Origin of the sequence: Acetobacter sp. DsW_059, assembly GCF_002153695.1 — a bacterium.
GTDB classification, from domain to species: domain Bacteria; phylum Pseudomonadota; class Alphaproteobacteria; order Acetobacterales; family Acetobacteraceae; genus Acetobacter; species Acetobacter thailandicus.
Genome location: NZ_JOPI01000028.1, coordinates 41,410 through 57,446, shown reverse-complemented (window position 1 = coordinate 57,446; position 16,037 = coordinate 41,410). Strand labels below are relative to the sequence as shown.

At 53.9% G+C, this 16,037-nt stretch carries 17 protein-coding genes; 8 read left to right on the top strand and 9 right to left on the bottom strand.

Annotation, left to right across the window (positions count from 1 at the left end; genetic code table 11):
* The first annotated feature begins 574 nt into the window (after positions 1–574).
* The 8 genes from HK25_RS07240 (at position 575) to HK25_RS07205 (ending at position 6,458) form a co-directional block, all read left to right on the top strand.
* Positions 575–1,063: a hypothetical protein gene (locus HK25_RS07240; protein WP_086635801.1), complete on the top strand. Its 489-nt coding sequence runs from the start codon at positions 575–577 to the stop codon at positions 1,061–1,063.
* The gene (locus HK25_RS07235; RefSeq protein ID WP_086635800.1) at positions 1,053–1,496 is read left to right on the top strand and encodes a cell wall hydrolase; all 444 of its coding nucleotides are present in this window, start codon (positions 1,053–1,055) and stop codon (positions 1,494–1,496) included. The genes HK25_RS07240 and HK25_RS07235 overlap by 11 nt, the downstream gene beginning before the upstream one ends.
* Positions 1,489–1,827: a hypothetical protein gene (locus tag HK25_RS07230; protein ID WP_086555132.1), complete on the top strand. Its 339-nt coding sequence runs from the start codon at positions 1,489–1,491 to the stop codon at positions 1,825–1,827. Before HK25_RS07235 ends, HK25_RS07230 begins: the two co-directional genes overlap by 8 nt.
* Positions 1,824–2,201 (top strand): hypothetical protein, encoded by a 378-nt coding sequence (locus HK25_RS07225; protein WP_086635799.1) that lies wholly within the window; start codon positions 1,824–1,826, stop codon positions 2,199–2,201. Before HK25_RS07230 ends, HK25_RS07225 begins: the two co-directional genes overlap by 4 nt.
* A gap of 1 nt (position 2,202) precedes the next feature.
* The gene (locus HK25_RS07220; RefSeq protein WP_086555130.1) at positions 2,203–2,403 is read left to right on the top strand and encodes a hypothetical protein; all 201 of its coding nucleotides are present in this window, start codon (positions 2,203–2,205) and stop codon (positions 2,401–2,403) included.
* Between the two features lie 145 nt (positions 2,404–2,548).
* On the top strand, positions 2,549–3,937 hold the full coding sequence (locus HK25_RS07215; RefSeq protein WP_086635798.1) for a DUF262 domain-containing protein: 1,389 nt from the start codon (positions 2,549–2,551) through the stop codon (positions 3,935–3,937).
* A complete protein-coding gene (locus HK25_RS07210; RefSeq protein WP_086635797.1) occupies positions 3,927–5,843 on the top strand; it encodes a DUF262 domain-containing protein in 1,917 nt (638 codons plus the stop codon). Before HK25_RS07215 ends, HK25_RS07210 begins: the two co-directional genes overlap by 11 nt.
* Before the next feature lie 72 nt (positions 5,844–5,915).
* On the top strand, positions 5,916–6,458 hold the full coding sequence (locus tag HK25_RS07205) for a hypothetical protein (protein WP_086635796.1): 543 nt from the start codon (positions 5,916–5,918) through the stop codon (positions 6,456–6,458).
* Here the strand turns inward: HK25_RS07205 and HK25_RS07200 are convergent.
* The 9 genes from HK25_RS07200 to HK25_RS07160 are packed head-to-tail and all read right to left on the bottom strand — an operon-like array spanning position 6,451 to position 15,960.
* Positions 6,451–7,803 carry a tetratricopeptide repeat protein gene (locus HK25_RS07200; RefSeq protein ID WP_086635795.1) on the bottom strand — a complete coding sequence of 451 codons (1,353 nt, stop codon included), beginning with the start codon at positions 7,801–7,803 and terminating at the stop codon, positions 6,451–6,453. The genes HK25_RS07205 and HK25_RS07200 overlap by 8 nt on opposite strands.
* 20 nt (positions 7,804–7,823) lie before the next feature.
* Positions 7,824–8,675 carry an alpha/beta fold hydrolase gene (locus HK25_RS07195; protein ID WP_086635794.1) on the bottom strand — a complete coding sequence of 284 codons (852 nt, stop codon included), beginning with the start codon at positions 8,673–8,675 and terminating at the stop codon, positions 7,824–7,826.
* A complete protein-coding gene (locus tag HK25_RS07190; RefSeq protein WP_086635793.1) occupies positions 8,672–9,697 on the bottom strand; it encodes a P1 family peptidase in 1,026 nt (341 codons plus the stop codon). The genes HK25_RS07195 and HK25_RS07190 overlap by 4 nt, the downstream gene beginning before the upstream one ends.
* Positions 9,697–10,470 (bottom strand): ABC transporter ATP-binding protein, encoded by a 774-nt coding sequence (locus tag HK25_RS07185; protein ID WP_086635792.1) that lies wholly within the window; start codon positions 10,468–10,470, stop codon positions 9,697–9,699. The genes HK25_RS07190 and HK25_RS07185 overlap by 1 nt, the downstream gene beginning before the upstream one ends.
* On the bottom strand, positions 10,463–11,308 hold the full coding sequence (locus HK25_RS07180; RefSeq protein ID WP_086555122.1) for an ATP-binding cassette domain-containing protein: 846 nt from the start codon (positions 11,306–11,308) through the stop codon (positions 10,463–10,465). Before HK25_RS07180 ends, HK25_RS07185 begins: the two co-directional genes overlap by 8 nt.
* Positions 11,305–12,150, bottom strand: a complete 846-nt coding sequence (locus tag HK25_RS07175; protein WP_086635791.1) for an ABC transporter permease — start codon at positions 12,148–12,150, stop codon at positions 11,305–11,307. The genes HK25_RS07180 and HK25_RS07175 overlap by 4 nt, the downstream gene beginning before the upstream one ends.
* Positions 12,147–13,118, bottom strand: a complete 972-nt coding sequence (locus tag HK25_RS07170; protein WP_086555120.1) for an ABC transporter permease — start codon at positions 13,116–13,118, stop codon at positions 12,147–12,149. The genes HK25_RS07175 and HK25_RS07170 overlap by 4 nt, the downstream gene beginning before the upstream one ends.
* Positions 13,118–14,632 (bottom strand): ABC transporter substrate-binding protein, encoded by a 1,515-nt coding sequence (locus HK25_RS07165; protein ID WP_198945960.1) that lies wholly within the window; start codon positions 14,630–14,632, stop codon positions 13,118–13,120. The genes HK25_RS07170 and HK25_RS07165 overlap by 1 nt, the downstream gene beginning before the upstream one ends.
* Positions 14,632–15,960: an LLM class flavin-dependent oxidoreductase gene (locus HK25_RS07160; protein ID WP_086635790.1), complete on the bottom strand. Its 1,329-nt coding sequence runs from the start codon at positions 15,958–15,960 to the stop codon at positions 14,632–14,634. The genes HK25_RS07165 and HK25_RS07160 overlap by 1 nt, the downstream gene beginning before the upstream one ends.
* Positions 15,961–16,037: the final 77 nt, after the last annotated feature.

Below are 16,037 nucleotides of genomic sequence, written 5' to 3'. Positions count from 1 at the left end.
AGAGGCCTAGGACACCGCCCTTTCACGGCGGCAACACGGGTTCGAATCCCGTACGGGACGCCATGCACTTTATAAGATTTTACCCTAAGGTATAAATCTTATCGCTTTTTCTAAAAGCATTATTCTCCGACATTATAGTATTTGCATCTTTCTCCTGCGGCATCTCTGCTGTGTGCAATGCCCACCCGACAAAGCTGTGATGAACGCACTGATGCAAAGATCAGTGTATCTGTCAGAAATAGTCACCTTTATACATCGTGTTATGGCAGAGCGTCCTGATATGTCAGTGCTCCTCTCATCTTAAAAAATACACTGAGACAGCTGCCGTAAAACCGGCCGTACGTCGGTTTTATCATGGGCACTGCACAGACAGGGAGACGCTTTTTCATAAGCATATTTTTATCATGACATGTGAAGCAGCAATCGTTTAAGGCCCGCCGGGAGTTAAGCCCGCCCCTGTGCCCGCCACAGCACCAGACCATGCAGACACATGAAATGACAAGCGCATGCTTTAACGACCAGACGTATAAAAAATGAAAAATATATTTATTTTTCAATAATTTTCTGAGGTTTCATGAAAACCAGACTCACCATACAAAGGGCTGAAGCAGGAGTGTCTGTCATATCACGCCTCAAATCTGCTGAGGCCCGCCTGAATAATATCGAACGACGGCAGAACAAAGCAGATGGTAAACTTGATACAATATGCAGGGATATTTCGGCTATTCGTGCCGAAAGCAATGTACGGGCCACCCTGACAACGGCCTGCATGGACCGGCTGAGTTATCAGATTGCAGACCTGGCGAAAGAGATGGCATCTCAAACAGGAGCACAGCAGGAGAGAAACCGCATTAATGAAGAACGCCTGCGCCTTGAAAATATCCGTCGGATAAAAGCCGAAACCCGCCTGGCCAACTGGAAACGGCATCTGGCGGTGATCAGTCTTGTCATTATGCTTTTTGGCTCTGTCTCTTCCGCTTTCCTCTCATGGCAGGATATCTCAGGCTATTTATGGGCTGAAATATTCCACCAGCAAAAACCGGGGGGACCTCATGCCGCCTGACAGTTTGCTGACCAGCCCTGTGCAGGTCCTTGCCCGCACAGCATGGGGTGAAGCCCGCGGCGAAGGCCGTGAAGGGATGCAGGCTGTCATGAATGTTATAGCCCGCCGTGCTGCAACGCCCTGCTGGTGGGGGCGTGACATTATTACTGTATGCCTCAAACCCTGGCAATTTTCCTGCTGGAACAAAAAAGACCCAAACCACATAAAAATTCTGACTGTTACTGATAATGACAAACAGTTTCGCGACTCTCTCGAACTGTCCGGGCAGCTGACTGCCGGTTTTCTGCCCGACCTGACGAACAGATCAGATCATTACTTCAACATCCATAGTGCTCCCCCTGCCTGGGCAGCGGGGAACACACCCGAATGCATACTCGGCAACCACGCGTTTTATCGCCTGGGGCCTTATGGTCAGGAAAAAAATAATGCCTGAAGAACAATCCCCTCTTCCCGACAACACACCGGAAAAACCAGAATCATTATCAACCACTGTTAAAGCTGCGGCTGCGGGCCTCTCGCCCATGGCTCTGGTCATGGCTTTACCAGAACCCTATGCCACCTGGGTGCTCTATGCCTGCGTTATCTTTGCCTGTGCAGGGCTTGCTGCAACGCAGATTCCGGTTCCGGCCAGTCCAGGCAGTAAATTATTACCACTTTACCGTATTTTAAACTTCCTCGCTGCTAACTGGAAATATGCGGCCAATACGGCCATGGCCCTGCGCAGTAAAGCAACAGCATCGGCTGAAAAGGACTTACATAAATGACAAAATTATTGTGTCTGTTGCCATTTTTCATGGTAGCCGCCTGCGCTGATACAACACAGGGTAAATTGCGGCAAACCATATATGATATGAACAGTACCTATCATGTTCTGGCAAACCCGGTGCCAGATATCATAGCCGGCAAAGTGCCTGGTATCAGGCTGACAGATTCACAGGTTATTCTGATAAAACGTGCCAGCCAGAGTGTTTTTAACGAACTCTCAGCACTGAACACCTCAGTTCAGGCTGACCAGACACTGAAAGAAACAGCTGTTGCTGCGGCACAAAGCAGCCTGGCCTCGCTGGTGACGTGCTGGTCTGGCCTTAAAGCGGGAGCGACACCCGCAGCCTGTTCAGCACTTGCAGGAGACGAATAAAATGAACACAGCGGCTCTTACTGCTCTCCTCAGTCTTGCCAGCACGCTGGTTTCTCTGGCCGAACAATATGGCCCTGAGATTTACACAACGTTCTTACAGGCTGTTGAACAGTCAAAGTCCGGCACTGGCCCGACAGCTGATGAAATCAGGATTATTTTTGAAAAATGTAAAGCAGATAACGCCTCTATTCAGAAGAGCTGACTATCTGACATGACAGGGCCTGCAAAGCAGCCATATCTTTTCTCACCTGCCCGCAGGCCTGCTTGAACGGGCCACTGGTCAAAACAGATCTTTACTGTCTACAGTCAGAAATATTAATGACCCCGATGGGAAAGAGAAGCACTCCATGACCGCGCCTCAGGGCAACAGGACCACTGTTTCAGGCCAGATTATCACCGTGAGTGAACTTCTGGCCAACTCTTCTCTTAAAATTCCCTTTTATCAGAGGCCGTATAAATGGACTGGTCAAAATATCAGCCAGCTTCTGTCTGATATTACCACCCACTCTGAAAAGAGTGCCTGGCGCCTTGGGTCAATCGTTCTCCATCTGGACGAATATGGCAATAACAACATTGTCGATGGTCAGCAACGCACACTAAGCCTGCTGCTATGTGTGCAGGCTCTCCTTCAGAAAAAAGGACTGAGTAACAAAACACTCAAAGAGCAGCTTCATACCCTTGTCAGGCAAATGATAGTACCTGAGTTTTCCGACCTGATCTCACAAAATAATATCCGGCAGAATTATCTTACAGTCAGCCGCATTATCTCACGACCTGACTTCACTGAAGAGCATGCTCTTTTTTTACTAAATAAGTGCGAAGTTGTTGTTGTCACACTCAATAACCTTTCAGAAGCTTTTCAGTTCTTTGACTCACAGAATGCCCGTGGCCGTGACCTCGCCCCGCATGACCTTCTTAAAGCTTTTCATCTGCGCGAGTTCGGCCTCAGCGACGAAAAGAAAAAAACAGAAGCCGTCGAGAAATGGGAAGCTATTGCCCCTGAAAAACTGGCAAAGCTCTTTTCAGATTATCTGTTTCGCATCCGCAAATGGTCAGCTAACAGCCGTGCCCGCTATTTTAGCAAACAGGATATTGATCTCTTTAAGGGTATAAATATCAACACCGTTGCGCGTTACCCCTACACCCGGCAACTGCACATCACCCACCAGTTTGTTGACCATTATAACGCGCAATATGAACGCCATATTGATGAGCAAACGCTGCATTTCCCATTTCAGCTTGACCAGAAAATTATTAATGGACGGCGTTTTTTTGACTTTGTCAGTCATTATCAGCAGCAAATTGCACAATGTGACCTGCTGTTTAAAGGCAGCGGGGCTCCTGCCCCGGACATAAAGCTGACCGGCTATGCCGGCGCAATTATCCAAGCCATTAATACTTATGAAGGACAGTACCGCAAGGGCGACCGTTATGTCAGGGCTCTGTTTGACTGTCTTCTTATTTTTTATATGGATAAATTTGGTCATGCTGAAATTGCATCTGCCATTGAGAGAATTTTCATCTGGGCTTACAGCCTGCGCCTGAAGCACTATGCGATACAGGTCGCCGGGATGGATAATTATGTTCTGGCGCATAATCTCTTTCGCATTCTCAAAGACGCAACAACTCCCGCCGATTTTCTGTGCGTTACCCTGCCTGTAGTTCACACTATAAAATCAAGTAAAATCAATAAAATAGAAGCACTTTTCAGAGAGATGGAATATTATGCAGAATAACCCGCAGCAACTCTCTGTTCACGAGCTTCTGGCCGGTGATACCCACTATGTTATTCCGGTTTACCAGCGCAACTATGCCTGGAAAGAAGGAGAGATCACACAGCTTATTCAGGATATTACAGATTATCTGCCCGGCGGCCGGCCATATTATATCGGCACCCTCATTATTTACGGGCGCAAAGATGAAAACAGGCAAAGCAGCGAGGTCATTGATGGCCAGCAAAGGCTGACAACCCTGTCTCTTCTGGCTTCATACCTCAAAAACACCCTGCCTGAGGGGCTGGCCTGGTATAAAAATCTTAATATTGAATTTGATAACCGCAGGAACTCCCAGGTAACTTTTCAGACTCTTTTTAAAGGGGGATCCAGCCAGAATATTCCCGATCCGGCTCTCATCAACACCGGCATTCTTAACGGATATCAGCTCATAGAAAAAATTCTGCCCCTTATCATCAGGGAGCATCATTTAACTCTCAAACAATTCTCTGACTATCTCTTTAATTCTGTCACGATCATGCAGGTTCAGGTGCCTGATGATACTGACCTGAATCATTATTTTGAAATTATGAACAGCCGCGGAGAGCAGCTCGAAAAACACGAAATTCTTAAAGCACAGCTGATGGAAAAACTCCCGGGCTACGAGCATACTCTCAGCATTATATGGGAAAGCTGTGCAGGGATGCAGCGTTATGTGCAAATGGGTTTCACCCCTGAACAGCGTCACAATATTTTTGGTAAAAATGACTGGGGGCGGTTTACCGCAACAAACTTCGATGCACTTCATACACTGTTAAATAAGGAGCATACTCACGCTCAGCCTCAGTCTGTTAGCCTGACAGACCTTATCACAAATACCTTTACCAGAACGGACCAGCCAGAAAACAGCAGAGAAGAGGACACGGAGCGCTTTAACTCTGTGATTAATTTCCCCAATTTTCTGCTGCATGTTTTACGAATAACTCTACGCAAGACTATCCCGCTTGATGATAAACGCCTGCTTGAAACATTTAAGGAACATCTGTTCAGCGCTGATGACCCGGCAGCTTTTATTAAACTCTTTTTCTTTAACCTGCTGCGCTGCAAATATCTGTTTGATCAGTACGTCATCAAACGTGAATACGGCAGTGCCGGAGAGAGCTGGAGCCTTAAACGCCTGACCTGGAGCGAAAGCGGCGCTTATTATGTCAGCAGCTTCAGCCAAAAACCTGAAGAAACTGACGATATTAATCATACCCTGCTCATGCTGCTCAGTGCTTTTCATGTCTCAGCCCCGACGCAGGTATATAAATACTGGCTGCATGCCGCTCTTACTCATTTATTTGATAGCCAGGCCCCCACAGGCGCTGACTACCTTAAGCATATGCACGCAACAGGCACGGCCTTTCTGTTTGACCGCTTTCTTGCCCCTGATAATGAGCGCGCATATTTTGATATAATCGATACACCGGTCTGCAAAACCCGTGCTGATACTGTGTCCGTCAGCACGCTTACCCCGATGCTGCGCTATGGTCATATCAAAAATAACTTCGTGTTTAATTTCCTCGACTATCTGCTCTGGCTTCGTAACAAAGAAAATGACGCCCATATCCGGGCTTTCGACTTTACCTTTCGCAGTTCAGTTGAGCACTACTTCCCTCGTAACCCCAGGTTTGAAAGCGATAAAATACACGCTGACGTCTGTGACTCTTTTGGCAATCTCTGCCTTATCAGTGCCGAGAAAAACTCAAGTCTGGGCAATCTCCTCCCCTCAGAAAAACAAAAAGAATACAAAAACAAACCCGCTGACAGCATCAAACAATACCTGATGATGAAAGAGGCAACATGGGATGAAAATGCCATACAGCATCATACTCAGACCATGACAGAAGCGTTTCTTCTCTGCCTCGCCGGGCAGACAGATCATTAACCACCCACGCAGAGCAGCTTTGGTGTATTATTCTGGCAGCTCAGAACGAACAGCCCCTTTCAGGAGAGAAGAATGATAAAAATACACCACCTGGCGGCCTGCGTAACCGGCGCAGCACTCTGTCTGATAACCGGGCCTGCTCTGGCACAACAAACCCCGCCTGCCGCCCTGCGTGCAGGTGACGGGCATGTGCTTGGGCAGATCAAAACCAATGGCGAAGTCGTTGACAGCAACGGCAACAGGCTGGGCAAAATTGATGCCGAGGGGAATATGCACGACCGCCTTGGTGTTATTCAGGGCAAGGTCGAGGCTGATGGCAGAGTGCGCGACAGCAGCGGCACCTATCAGGAAAACGCTGCGGCACCTGACATTCTGCGTGACAATAACGGTGTGCGTGTTGGCCGTATCGACCCCGATGGCACCGTGCGCGACAATAATGGCGTGCGCACCGGCCATATTGATGCAGATGGTACCGCCCGCGACTTTAACGGCGTGCGCCTTGGCCGCATTGATGCTGACGGCACCATGCGCGACAGCAACGCTAAAAGCATGGGCAACCTGGGAGATGACGGTACGATGCACAGCCTCAATACCGGTAAAAAATCAGCTAAATAATATGCTTGCCCCGTGCTGTTGCCTCTGCTGCCAGGGCAGGAAGCCCTGCTGAGGCATAAAGCGTGGCCAGCGCATTGTTTGCCGGCACATCACCTGGTGTTGCAAGCCGGCGCATTTCAAGAATTTGCTGCGCGCGGTTATCAGCCCCGGTGCGCAGCATAGCGTCGAGCGCAAGCTGACCAAACAGGTCACGCTGCGCATGGCTGCCACCAATATGCTCAATGCGCCCCTGCACCGGGTCAAGCCATGGCAGAACATCTTCAAAACGCCGCTCTGCATGCGCGCTCAGCGCTTCAGCCAGCGCCAGCCCGACCTCATGCCAGGCAGTATAAACACTGCTGTCTTCAGCCCCGGCAGCCTGGCGTATAGCCGCTAACAGCGCCTTCCCCTCAGGCAGGCCAGCCCGCAACAGCCCGTAGAGATAATGCAGGCTGAGAAACGGCTGTGACACATCGGCTTTGCGCACCACCAGATAAGCCCCCAGATCCTGCCAGCGCGCTCCCACATCACACCCGGCAAATTCAAGGCGCAGCAGTAAGGAGACCGCTCCGGCCTGGTCCTGCGAGAAGGTGCGCTCACGCGCCCAGCAATGCCGGTCATAAATCGCAAGAGCCGCCTGCTTCTGCCCCAGGCTAAGGTGAAACAGCGCCTTATGCCACCATAAATGCGTGTAGAGAAACGACGTCAGCCGCTTCCACTCCTGCGTATGGGCCGAAAGAAAGGCAAGCCCCTCCTCAATCCGCCCCCGGGTCAGCATCACATGGGCCAGCGCGTGCTGGGCCCACCCCTCCTGCGGGTCGATGGCCAGTGCCTTACGTGCGGCCTCCTCAGCATGGTCGAGCAAATGGCACTGCTCAAAGGCAAAAGCCCGCATACCCTGAAAATGTGCATTGTCAGCCGCTGCCTCCAGACTGAGTTCTGTCACCCGCAGCATATCGAGCGCACGGCCATTATTAAAATCATCATACTGATGAATTTTCAGAGCAATAAGGTCACGTGGCCACTGTGTCAGCACAGCGCGCAGTGTTGTGCGTACTTCCACCATGTCATCAGCCAGCCAGGCGAGCAAAACATGCAGCAAAAGCTGCTCGCGGGCATTCAGCCCATCTGCCGCCTGTGCCTTACGCGCATGTTCACGCGCGGCAGGGGGCACACCACCGGTTTCAGAGAGCATCCACAACAGGCCGGCATAAATATGCACCAGCCCGTTATGCGAGGTTTCAGCCACTGACAAAACCCCGGCGATGCACTGATGATAGCCCAGAAAACCGTTGATAAAATCATTCACACCCGCAAGGTCAGCCTGTGTGCTGACCGTTGTGGCATTGCCCAGACAATCCTCCATGCGCTCCGCCCTCTCTGCCCCTAAGCCTGACCCGCGTTAACACGGGCCAGCATGGCATCAGTCAGCATGTTCACCTCGTCAGGTTTTTCCAGCATGATCTGATGCGCACACTCATCAAGCGTATGCACCTCAGCGCCGGGCAGAGAGTCAGCCAGTTTTTCAACCGTGCTGTGTGGCACAATACCATCATGCGCACCGGCAATAAGTGTGACCGGCACAGCCGGAAGTGCCTTCAGCGCCGCTGCGGGAAACACCGGCCCCTGCCGCAGCAGTGAGCGCATCATAAACAGGCTGTTATGCCGTGTGGCATTTCGCTCAAAAGCCAGCAAAGCCGGGTCAGTGCCAGGATGCCAGGCCAGAGCCTCAAAGCGCCTGCCAAGCTGCGGGCGCAAAATCTCCATCACTGGCAGAGGCAGGTGGTCCATCCAGTTGCCAAACAGGCCACGTCGTTTATTCTCATGCGGGGCCGGGCCAAGAAGCACCAGGCCATCGACCGGTAGGACATGCCGGCGGGTCCAGACCTGCAGCAGCCAGGCCAGGGTGATGCGGCACCCGAAGGAATGCGCAATAATAATTGTTTTTTCAGTTCTGAATTTTTCAAAAATAAATGAAAAATCACGCAAAAAAGCATCAGCCGAAAAATCCTGCTCTCGCTTTGAGCGCTGACTTTTACCATGACCAAAGGCATCCCACGCCACGATATTAACGTGCTGTGGCAAAAAATGCGCAAACTGCCTGCGCCACTGGTTTTTATTGCCACCACCGCCATGCACAAAAAACAGCGTGACCGGCGCCTCAGCCTGACGGGTGGTGACATGCAGCGCACGACCGGGAGCAACTGTGAGCATCTGCTCGTGAAGGGGGGTCGTCATGAACGGTTCTCCTGAGCATGGGTTGGTAAAAGACCGGCAAATTTCTCCTGCCAGGAGGGCACACAATTCTGCCAGCCCAGCGGGGCAGCATGATACACACCCAAAGCCACAGCCCGGGCTGTGACCAGTGTGGCAGCCTGCAAAATTGCGCAGAAGGCCGCCAGGTCAGGGGCTGGTTTTTCCTCTGTCGAGACACCAAATACCGTGTCACCATCCTGCGGCAGGTGCGCGGGCAGAACCGCACGGGCCACGCCATCCTGGCCCAGAATAGCCAGGCGCTTTGCCTGCACGGGGCTCAGTGTGGCGTCAGTCGCGACAATGCCAATTGTGGTGCCGGCCACATAATCGGGTTTGATCAGCAGGTGCTGTGCCGCAGCCGCGCTGTCAGCTGGCAGACCGAGCCCGCCAAACTCCCCCTCCTGCTCGAAGGGAGCACTCCAGAAATGCGGGCCATGCCCCACGGTGGCACTGCCCACCGCGTTCACCGCCATAAGGGCAGAAACTCTGTAACCCTGGGGGGTAACCATGCTGGCACTGCCCAGCCCGCCACGCAGTGTCGCCGTTGTTGCCCCGGTGCCTGCCCCCGCTGTGCCCGCGGGCACCGGCTGCGCGGTTGCAGCCCGTGCTGCCTGCGCCCCCATATGCGCATAAGGCGAATGGAGCGGGTCTTTCTCCCCTCCGTTCGCAAGGTCAAACAAACTGGCCTGCACCACAACAGGCACCCGTATTTTACCTGGCACCGGAGGGAGTGCCGCAAACTCCTCACGCAGCACGCTCTGCACACCTGTTGTGGCGTCCAGCCCATAGACAGAACCACCAGACAGCACGATGGCATGAATGCGCTCCACCATCATTTCAGGCTCAAGCAAATGCGTGTCACGCAAAGCCGGTGCACCACCCAGCACACTGACAGAAGCAACAGCAGGCCGCGCAAAACGAATGACTGACACACCGGTACGGGCTGTCAGGTCCTGCACGTGGCCGGTGGTGATACCGGCAATACTGGTCAGGGTGCCATTCATCAGCTCAGTTCTTTCTCTCTGCTGTGTTGTAAAAGCATACGGGCCGTATCAGAACGCGGGGCCGTGAAAATCTGTTCCGCAGGGCCTTCTTCCACCACCTGGCCCTGGTCAAGCACTATAACCCTGTGGGCCATATGACGCACCACAGCCATATCGTGACTGATAAACACTAAAGAAAGGCCGGTGCGCTGCTGCTGCATAAGCAGCGTATTAAGCACCCGCGCCTGCACTGACACATCAAGTGCTGACACGGCCTCGTCTGCAATAATCAGCGCTGGCTGCCCCACCAGAGCACGGGCAATGGCAATGCGCTGGCGCTGGCCGCCTGAAAACTCATGCGCGCGGCGTGACAGCACATCTTCAGGCAGGGCCATATCATGCAGGGTCGCGCGTATCCGCCCCTGTTTTTCAGCCTCGCTCAGAGGGTGAAACAGCAAAGCCTCACGCAGAACAGCCTCCACACTCTGCCGCGGGTCAAGCGAACTGTAAGGGTCCTGAAAAATCATCTGTAATTCGCAGCGCAGCGGGCGATGCTGCTTTTGTGACAGAGCCTGCACATCGGCTCCCTTATACGTCACCTGCCCGGCGGAGGGGCGCAGCAGCCCGGCCAGCACATGCGCCAGAGTTGTTTTACCTGTGCCTGAAGCACCGATCAGCGCAACGGTCTCACCAGATCTGACGCTCAGGCTGAGGCCACGCAGCACATCAACTGCTGGCCCACCGGCACGGACGCGACTGAGAAAGAGGTTCTGTGCTGTGAGAAGATCAGTCATTGAGTGCCTCCTCCGTCATCGCCCGGGGGAACAGGCTCAGCGGTGCGCGCGGGGTAAAATGAAGCGACAGGGCCAGCAAAGACTGCAAATAAGGCGAAGATGGCTGTGCAATAACAGCTTTTGTCTCGCCATGCTCAACACACACACCATGGCGCAGCACCAGCAGGCGGTCAGTTGCACGGGCAACAAGCTCAAGGTCATGCGAGATCATCACCACAGACATACCCCTCACCTGCACCTGCTCACGGATCAGGCTGACCACCAGCTCACGGGTGGCGGGATCAAGAGCTGTTGTAAATTCATCGGCTATCAGCACATCAGGCTCAGCAGCCAGAGCTGCAGCCAGAAGCACGCGCTGGCGCTGCCCGCCTGAAAGCGCATGCGGGTATAATTTCTGCACTGACAGGCCATCAGCCAGCCCCACGGCAGCAAGCCAGCGGGCGGCACGTTCTGCGCGCTCTGCACGGGTCAGTGTCGCAGGCAGCCCCTCGGCCACATGAGCCGCAATGCTCATGCCGGGGTTAAGAGCCTTCATCGGCTCCTGGGGGACATAGCCAAGCACCCGCCCGCGCAGGCGGTAACGCTGCCCGGGTGCAACAGAGCGCAGAGTGGTGCCGTGAATATACACATCACCCGCAACAGAAAAACCCTGCGGCAACAGCCCGAGACAGGCCAGCCCCAGCGTGGTTTTGCCACTGCCTGACTCCCCCACAATGCCCAGAACCTCACCGGCTCTGAGCTCAAGGCTCAGGTCGCTGAGCACAATACGCCCGCCGGCGGCCTGCGGCAGGGTTACGCTCAGATTTTCAAGCCGCAGGGGCGTGGTATGTGTCGTCACGAGGTTTTCTCCTGCCTGGCAAAAAGGTCACGCAGGCCATCTCCCAGCATATTGATGCCCAGCACCAGCAGCACAACTATAACCCCGGGCACGACCACCAGCACGGGATGGTCAAACAGATGCACCTGGTATGAGGCCAGAATACGCCCAAGCTCGGGCAAGGGTGGAGGCGCCCCCAGCCCCAGGTAAGACAGGCCTGTTTCGGCCAGCAGAGCCAGCGCAACATTGACCGAAAACTGCACCAGCAGACCAGGGGCCATGTTGGGCAGCACGTGCCGAATATGGATCTGCCACGGTGTAAGGGCTGAAAGGCGGGCTGCGGCAATATAGTCCTGCGCCAGAATAGCCGAGGCCGCCTGCTGGCTTAGTCTGATAAACCCGGGGATGAAGAAAATAGCGAGCGCGAAAACCTCCTCCCCCATACCCGCACCATAAAGCGTGACCAGCAACGCCGCCGTAATGACCGGAGGGAAGGCAATGCCAAGCTCAACCACGCCACCGGTGAGGATTTTTGTCCGTCGGCCTTTTTCCGCTGCGAGCAGACCGGCACTGCCCCCCGCACACAGGGCCAGCACCATTGCGACCACACTGATGCCAAGGCTGTTAACAGCCGCTACCAGAGTATAAGCCAGCGTGTCACGCCCCAGCGGGTCAGTACCAAGCCAGTGCTGCCAGGAAGGTGCGAGCAAACGATGGTGCAGGTCGATACCAAAGGGATGAACCTGGTGATACACCCACAGCGCAGCACCTGGCTGCAGCACGCAGGCCAGTGAAACCACACCCCAGAGTAACCCCGCCCGTGAAAGGCCCCATGGCCTGCGGGCCAGTGAAAGCGCACTCATACGCCCTGCCCCTCTTTGTCAGAATGTGCCCGGGGGTTAAGCCGGTTTTCAACCCGCTCAGACAGGCCTTTTTCAAAAATCACCAGAGCAACAATTAATAAAACACAGATCTGCACCACGGGCACATCGCGCTGGTTAACGGCGTCGAGCAGTAAAGCCCCGGTGCCTTTAAGGTTAAAAACATTCTCGACAATAATCGTGCCTGATAACAGCAGCGGAATTTGCAAAGACAAAACCGCCAGCACAGGCGGCAGGCTGCGCGGCAGCACATGGCGCAGCAGCACGGCTGGTTCTGACAGGCCATGTGCGCGGGCTGTCAGCACAAAAGGCTCCTCCAGCACTGCGATAACAGCAGAGCGTGTATAGCGGGCCAGCACCGCAGCCTGCGGCAGGGCCAGAGCCACAGCCGGCAGCAGCAGAGATTTAAACGCAGGCCAGGGGCCGCTCTCCCACCCGGCAAACCCGCCCGCTGGCAGCCAGTGCAGTGTAAGAGCAAAAAAACCTGTCAGCACCATGCCAAGCCAGAAGTCAGGCACGGCTTTGGTCAGCTGTATGCCCCCCATAAGCACAATATCAGCCGAGCTGCCCCGCTTAATGGCCGCAAGCCCGCCCAGTGGCACCCCCAGCGCAACTGCAAGCACCAGAGCCAGCCCGGCCAGAGGAGCAGAAAGCTGCAGTCGCTCTGACAAAAGCTGCCACACCGGCACGTTATAGCTGTAACTTTCGCCAAAATTACCCTGAAATAAGCGCCCCAGCCACTGCACATACTGCACCGCAAAAGGCTGATCGAGCCCCATTTTATGATGCAGGGCGGCCAGGGTTTCGGGCTGGGCATCAACCCCCAGAATAACCTCTGCCGGGTCACCTGGCAGTAAAGCCATGCACGAAAAAATAAGCGCACTTGCAAGCACAAGCAGCACAAGCCGCCCGCCGGCAAAACGCAAAAAGCCTTTAACAGAAGATGACATTATGGCCCCCAGGAGGCAGCAGATAACGGGCAGGCAGGCAGAGGCTGGTTGTTCCACATCCCCTTTATCTGAGCGCGTGTTATGTTTGTTCTGGGGGTAAAGAACAAATAGATATTGGGCACGTCATGAGCCAGTTTTTCCTGCATTTGAACCGAGAGCGCATGACGCTCAGCAGGGTCCGCTGCTTTTTCATAAGCCGCATAAAGAGCCTGAAATTCGGCATTATTATAGCCAAAATAATAGTTCTTACGGGCATAGATATTTAAATCATCAGGCTCGGTATGTGCAATGATGGTCATATCAAAATCATGATGACCAAAGACCTGTGCAAGCCATGCAGGCCACTCAAGCTGCTGTATGGTGACATTCAGCCCCACCTGCTCAAGATAGGCCGCAATGACCTCACCCGTGTTGCGGGCGTAGTCGATGGGAGGAAGAGCAAGCCTGAGGCGTGTGCCCGGCTCAACCCCGGCCTGCTTTAAAAGCTCTTTCGCCTTTTCTGGATTATAAGGATAAACACCCGATAAATCAGTGAAATCGGGGTTTTCGGGGCTCATATGTGAGCCGATAACCCGCGCACCTGGCACATCTGACACCTCAGCAATGCCCCTGCGGTCGATCGCATAGGCCAGAGCCTGCCTGACCAGTGGCTGCGCCAGAAGCTTCTGGCGGTTATTAAGGGCAAGAATACCCTTAAACGGCGCCAGCCCCGAGCGCATAACAAAGTCAGGGTTATGAGCAAAACGTATGAGCATCTCAGGGGCGGGAAAGCTGGGATAAGCGTCAAGCTGGCCGTCGAGCAGAGCATTAGCCGCTGCCATCGGGTCAGAATAGAAACGAAACACCACCTGACTGAGATGCGCCTTCTCGCCCCGGTAATCGTCATTACGCGTGAGGGTTACGCTGTCACCACGTTTCCAGCTTTTAAAAACAAAAGGCCCGGTGCCAACAGGGTGCTGCCCGTTACCCGCAGCACTGGCAGGAGAGACAATGACCGCATCGCCCCAGCTCAGCTCAGAGAGGAAGCTGCCATGAGGGGCGTCAAGGCTTATATCAACAACATCATCTGACGGGCAGCTGATAGTTTTGATATTTTCAAAAATATGTTTTTGTGGATTAAGACTTTCCGGAGCCTTAGCGCGCTCAAACGTATATTTAACCGTTGCGCAGGTCAGAGCTGAACCATCGTGAAAACGCACGCCCGGCTGCAGGGTAAAATGATAAAGCAGCCCGTCGGGGGAGACAGACCATGATTTTGCCAGCAGCGGCTGCACCGTGCCGTGCTCATCAACCCCGGTCAGCCCTTCAAAAATATTGGCATAAGTGACAATGCGTATCCCCTCAGCAGGGTTTGCTGTCGGGTCGAGTGTCGGCGGGGAGACATTAACCCCCACGGCAATGCTGTTGTTCTGCGCGCTGGCCAGTGCCGCAGAAACAGGCAGAACAGCCACCAGGCTCAGCACAACACCGGCCTGAAAACTTCTTTTTTTATAAAAAGATTTTTTATAAAACATCAGGTCATTTCACCGGGTTTGGGACGGGAAAGCCCCAGATGCTCGCGCAGAGTGCTGCCGGTATATTCTTTACGAAACAGCCCGCGCCGCTGCAGCTCAGGCACCACGAGGTCAACAAAGTCATTCAGGCTTTTTGGCAGCACGGGGGGCATTACGTTAAAGCCATCAGCTGCACCGGTGGTAAACCACTCCTCAAGCTGGTCTGCAATCTGGCTGGCATCTCCCCATATCGTCCAGTGGCCACGCGCACCGCTGACTTCAAGATAAAGCTCGCGAATAGTCATGTTACGCCGGCGGGCCATTTGTAAAAGCAGTGTCTGACGACTCTGATTTCCGTTAATCACTGCCGGGGGTTCGGGCAGCGGGCCATCAAGCGGCAGGCCGCGCAGGTCGGTACCGGTCATACGTGAAAGCAGCAGCAAACCCACCTCAGGATGGGTCAGGTTATCAAGCTGGTCTTTCAGGTCTTCAGCCTCAGACTGCGTGCGCCCGACCAGAGGGTAAACGCCGGGCATAACTTTAAGGGCATTCACCGGCCGGCCAATAGCACGCATACGATTATGCAGGTCGGTGCGAAAAGCACGGGCCACCTCAATTTCCTGCTGGGCAGTAAACACCATCTCAGCCGTTTCAGCGGCAAGCTGCCGCCCTGGCTCGGAAGAACCAGCCTGCACCAGCACCGGCCGCCCCTGGGGTGAGCGCGGAATATCGAGCTGGCCTGATGCCCCGAACAATGTGCCCTCATGCTCTACGCCGCGGCGCAGGGCGGGGTCAAAAAACAGGCCATTTTCAACATCACGGATAAAAGCGCCATCGTCCCAGCCATCCCAGAATTTTGTGACCAGGTCAGCAAATTCGCGTGCACGCTGATAACGGTCAGCGTGGCGCACATGGTCAGGCACACCATAATGCACTGACTCACGCACATTGGCTGTTGTAACGAGGTTCCACCCTGAGCGACCGCCATTGATCTGATCGAGGGAGAGGAACTGCCGGGCCAGCTGATAAGGCACAGAATAGGTTGTGCTGACAGTGCCGATAACACCGATGCGCTTTGTAACGGCAGACAGAGCCGAAATAAGCGTAAGTGGTTCGAAAGAGGACGCATAGGTCATGCGTTTAAAACCTTCGATACCATCCTCATCAATACCGCTGGTAAAATCAGCAATAAACACGGCGTCAAACAGGCCACGCTCGGCAGTTTGCGCCAGCTCAACATGATGCTGAAAGTTTACACCTGCATCTTTCACAGAACCAGGGTGACGCCATGCGGCCGCATGATGCCCCGTGGGCAGAAGAAAAGCAGCAAGGCTCATGGCACGGGACATATAACGATACCTTTTCGTGATACAGGCGACATAGCAGACAGAGCAGGCACCATATACGGCACTTTATGCACTTTCTG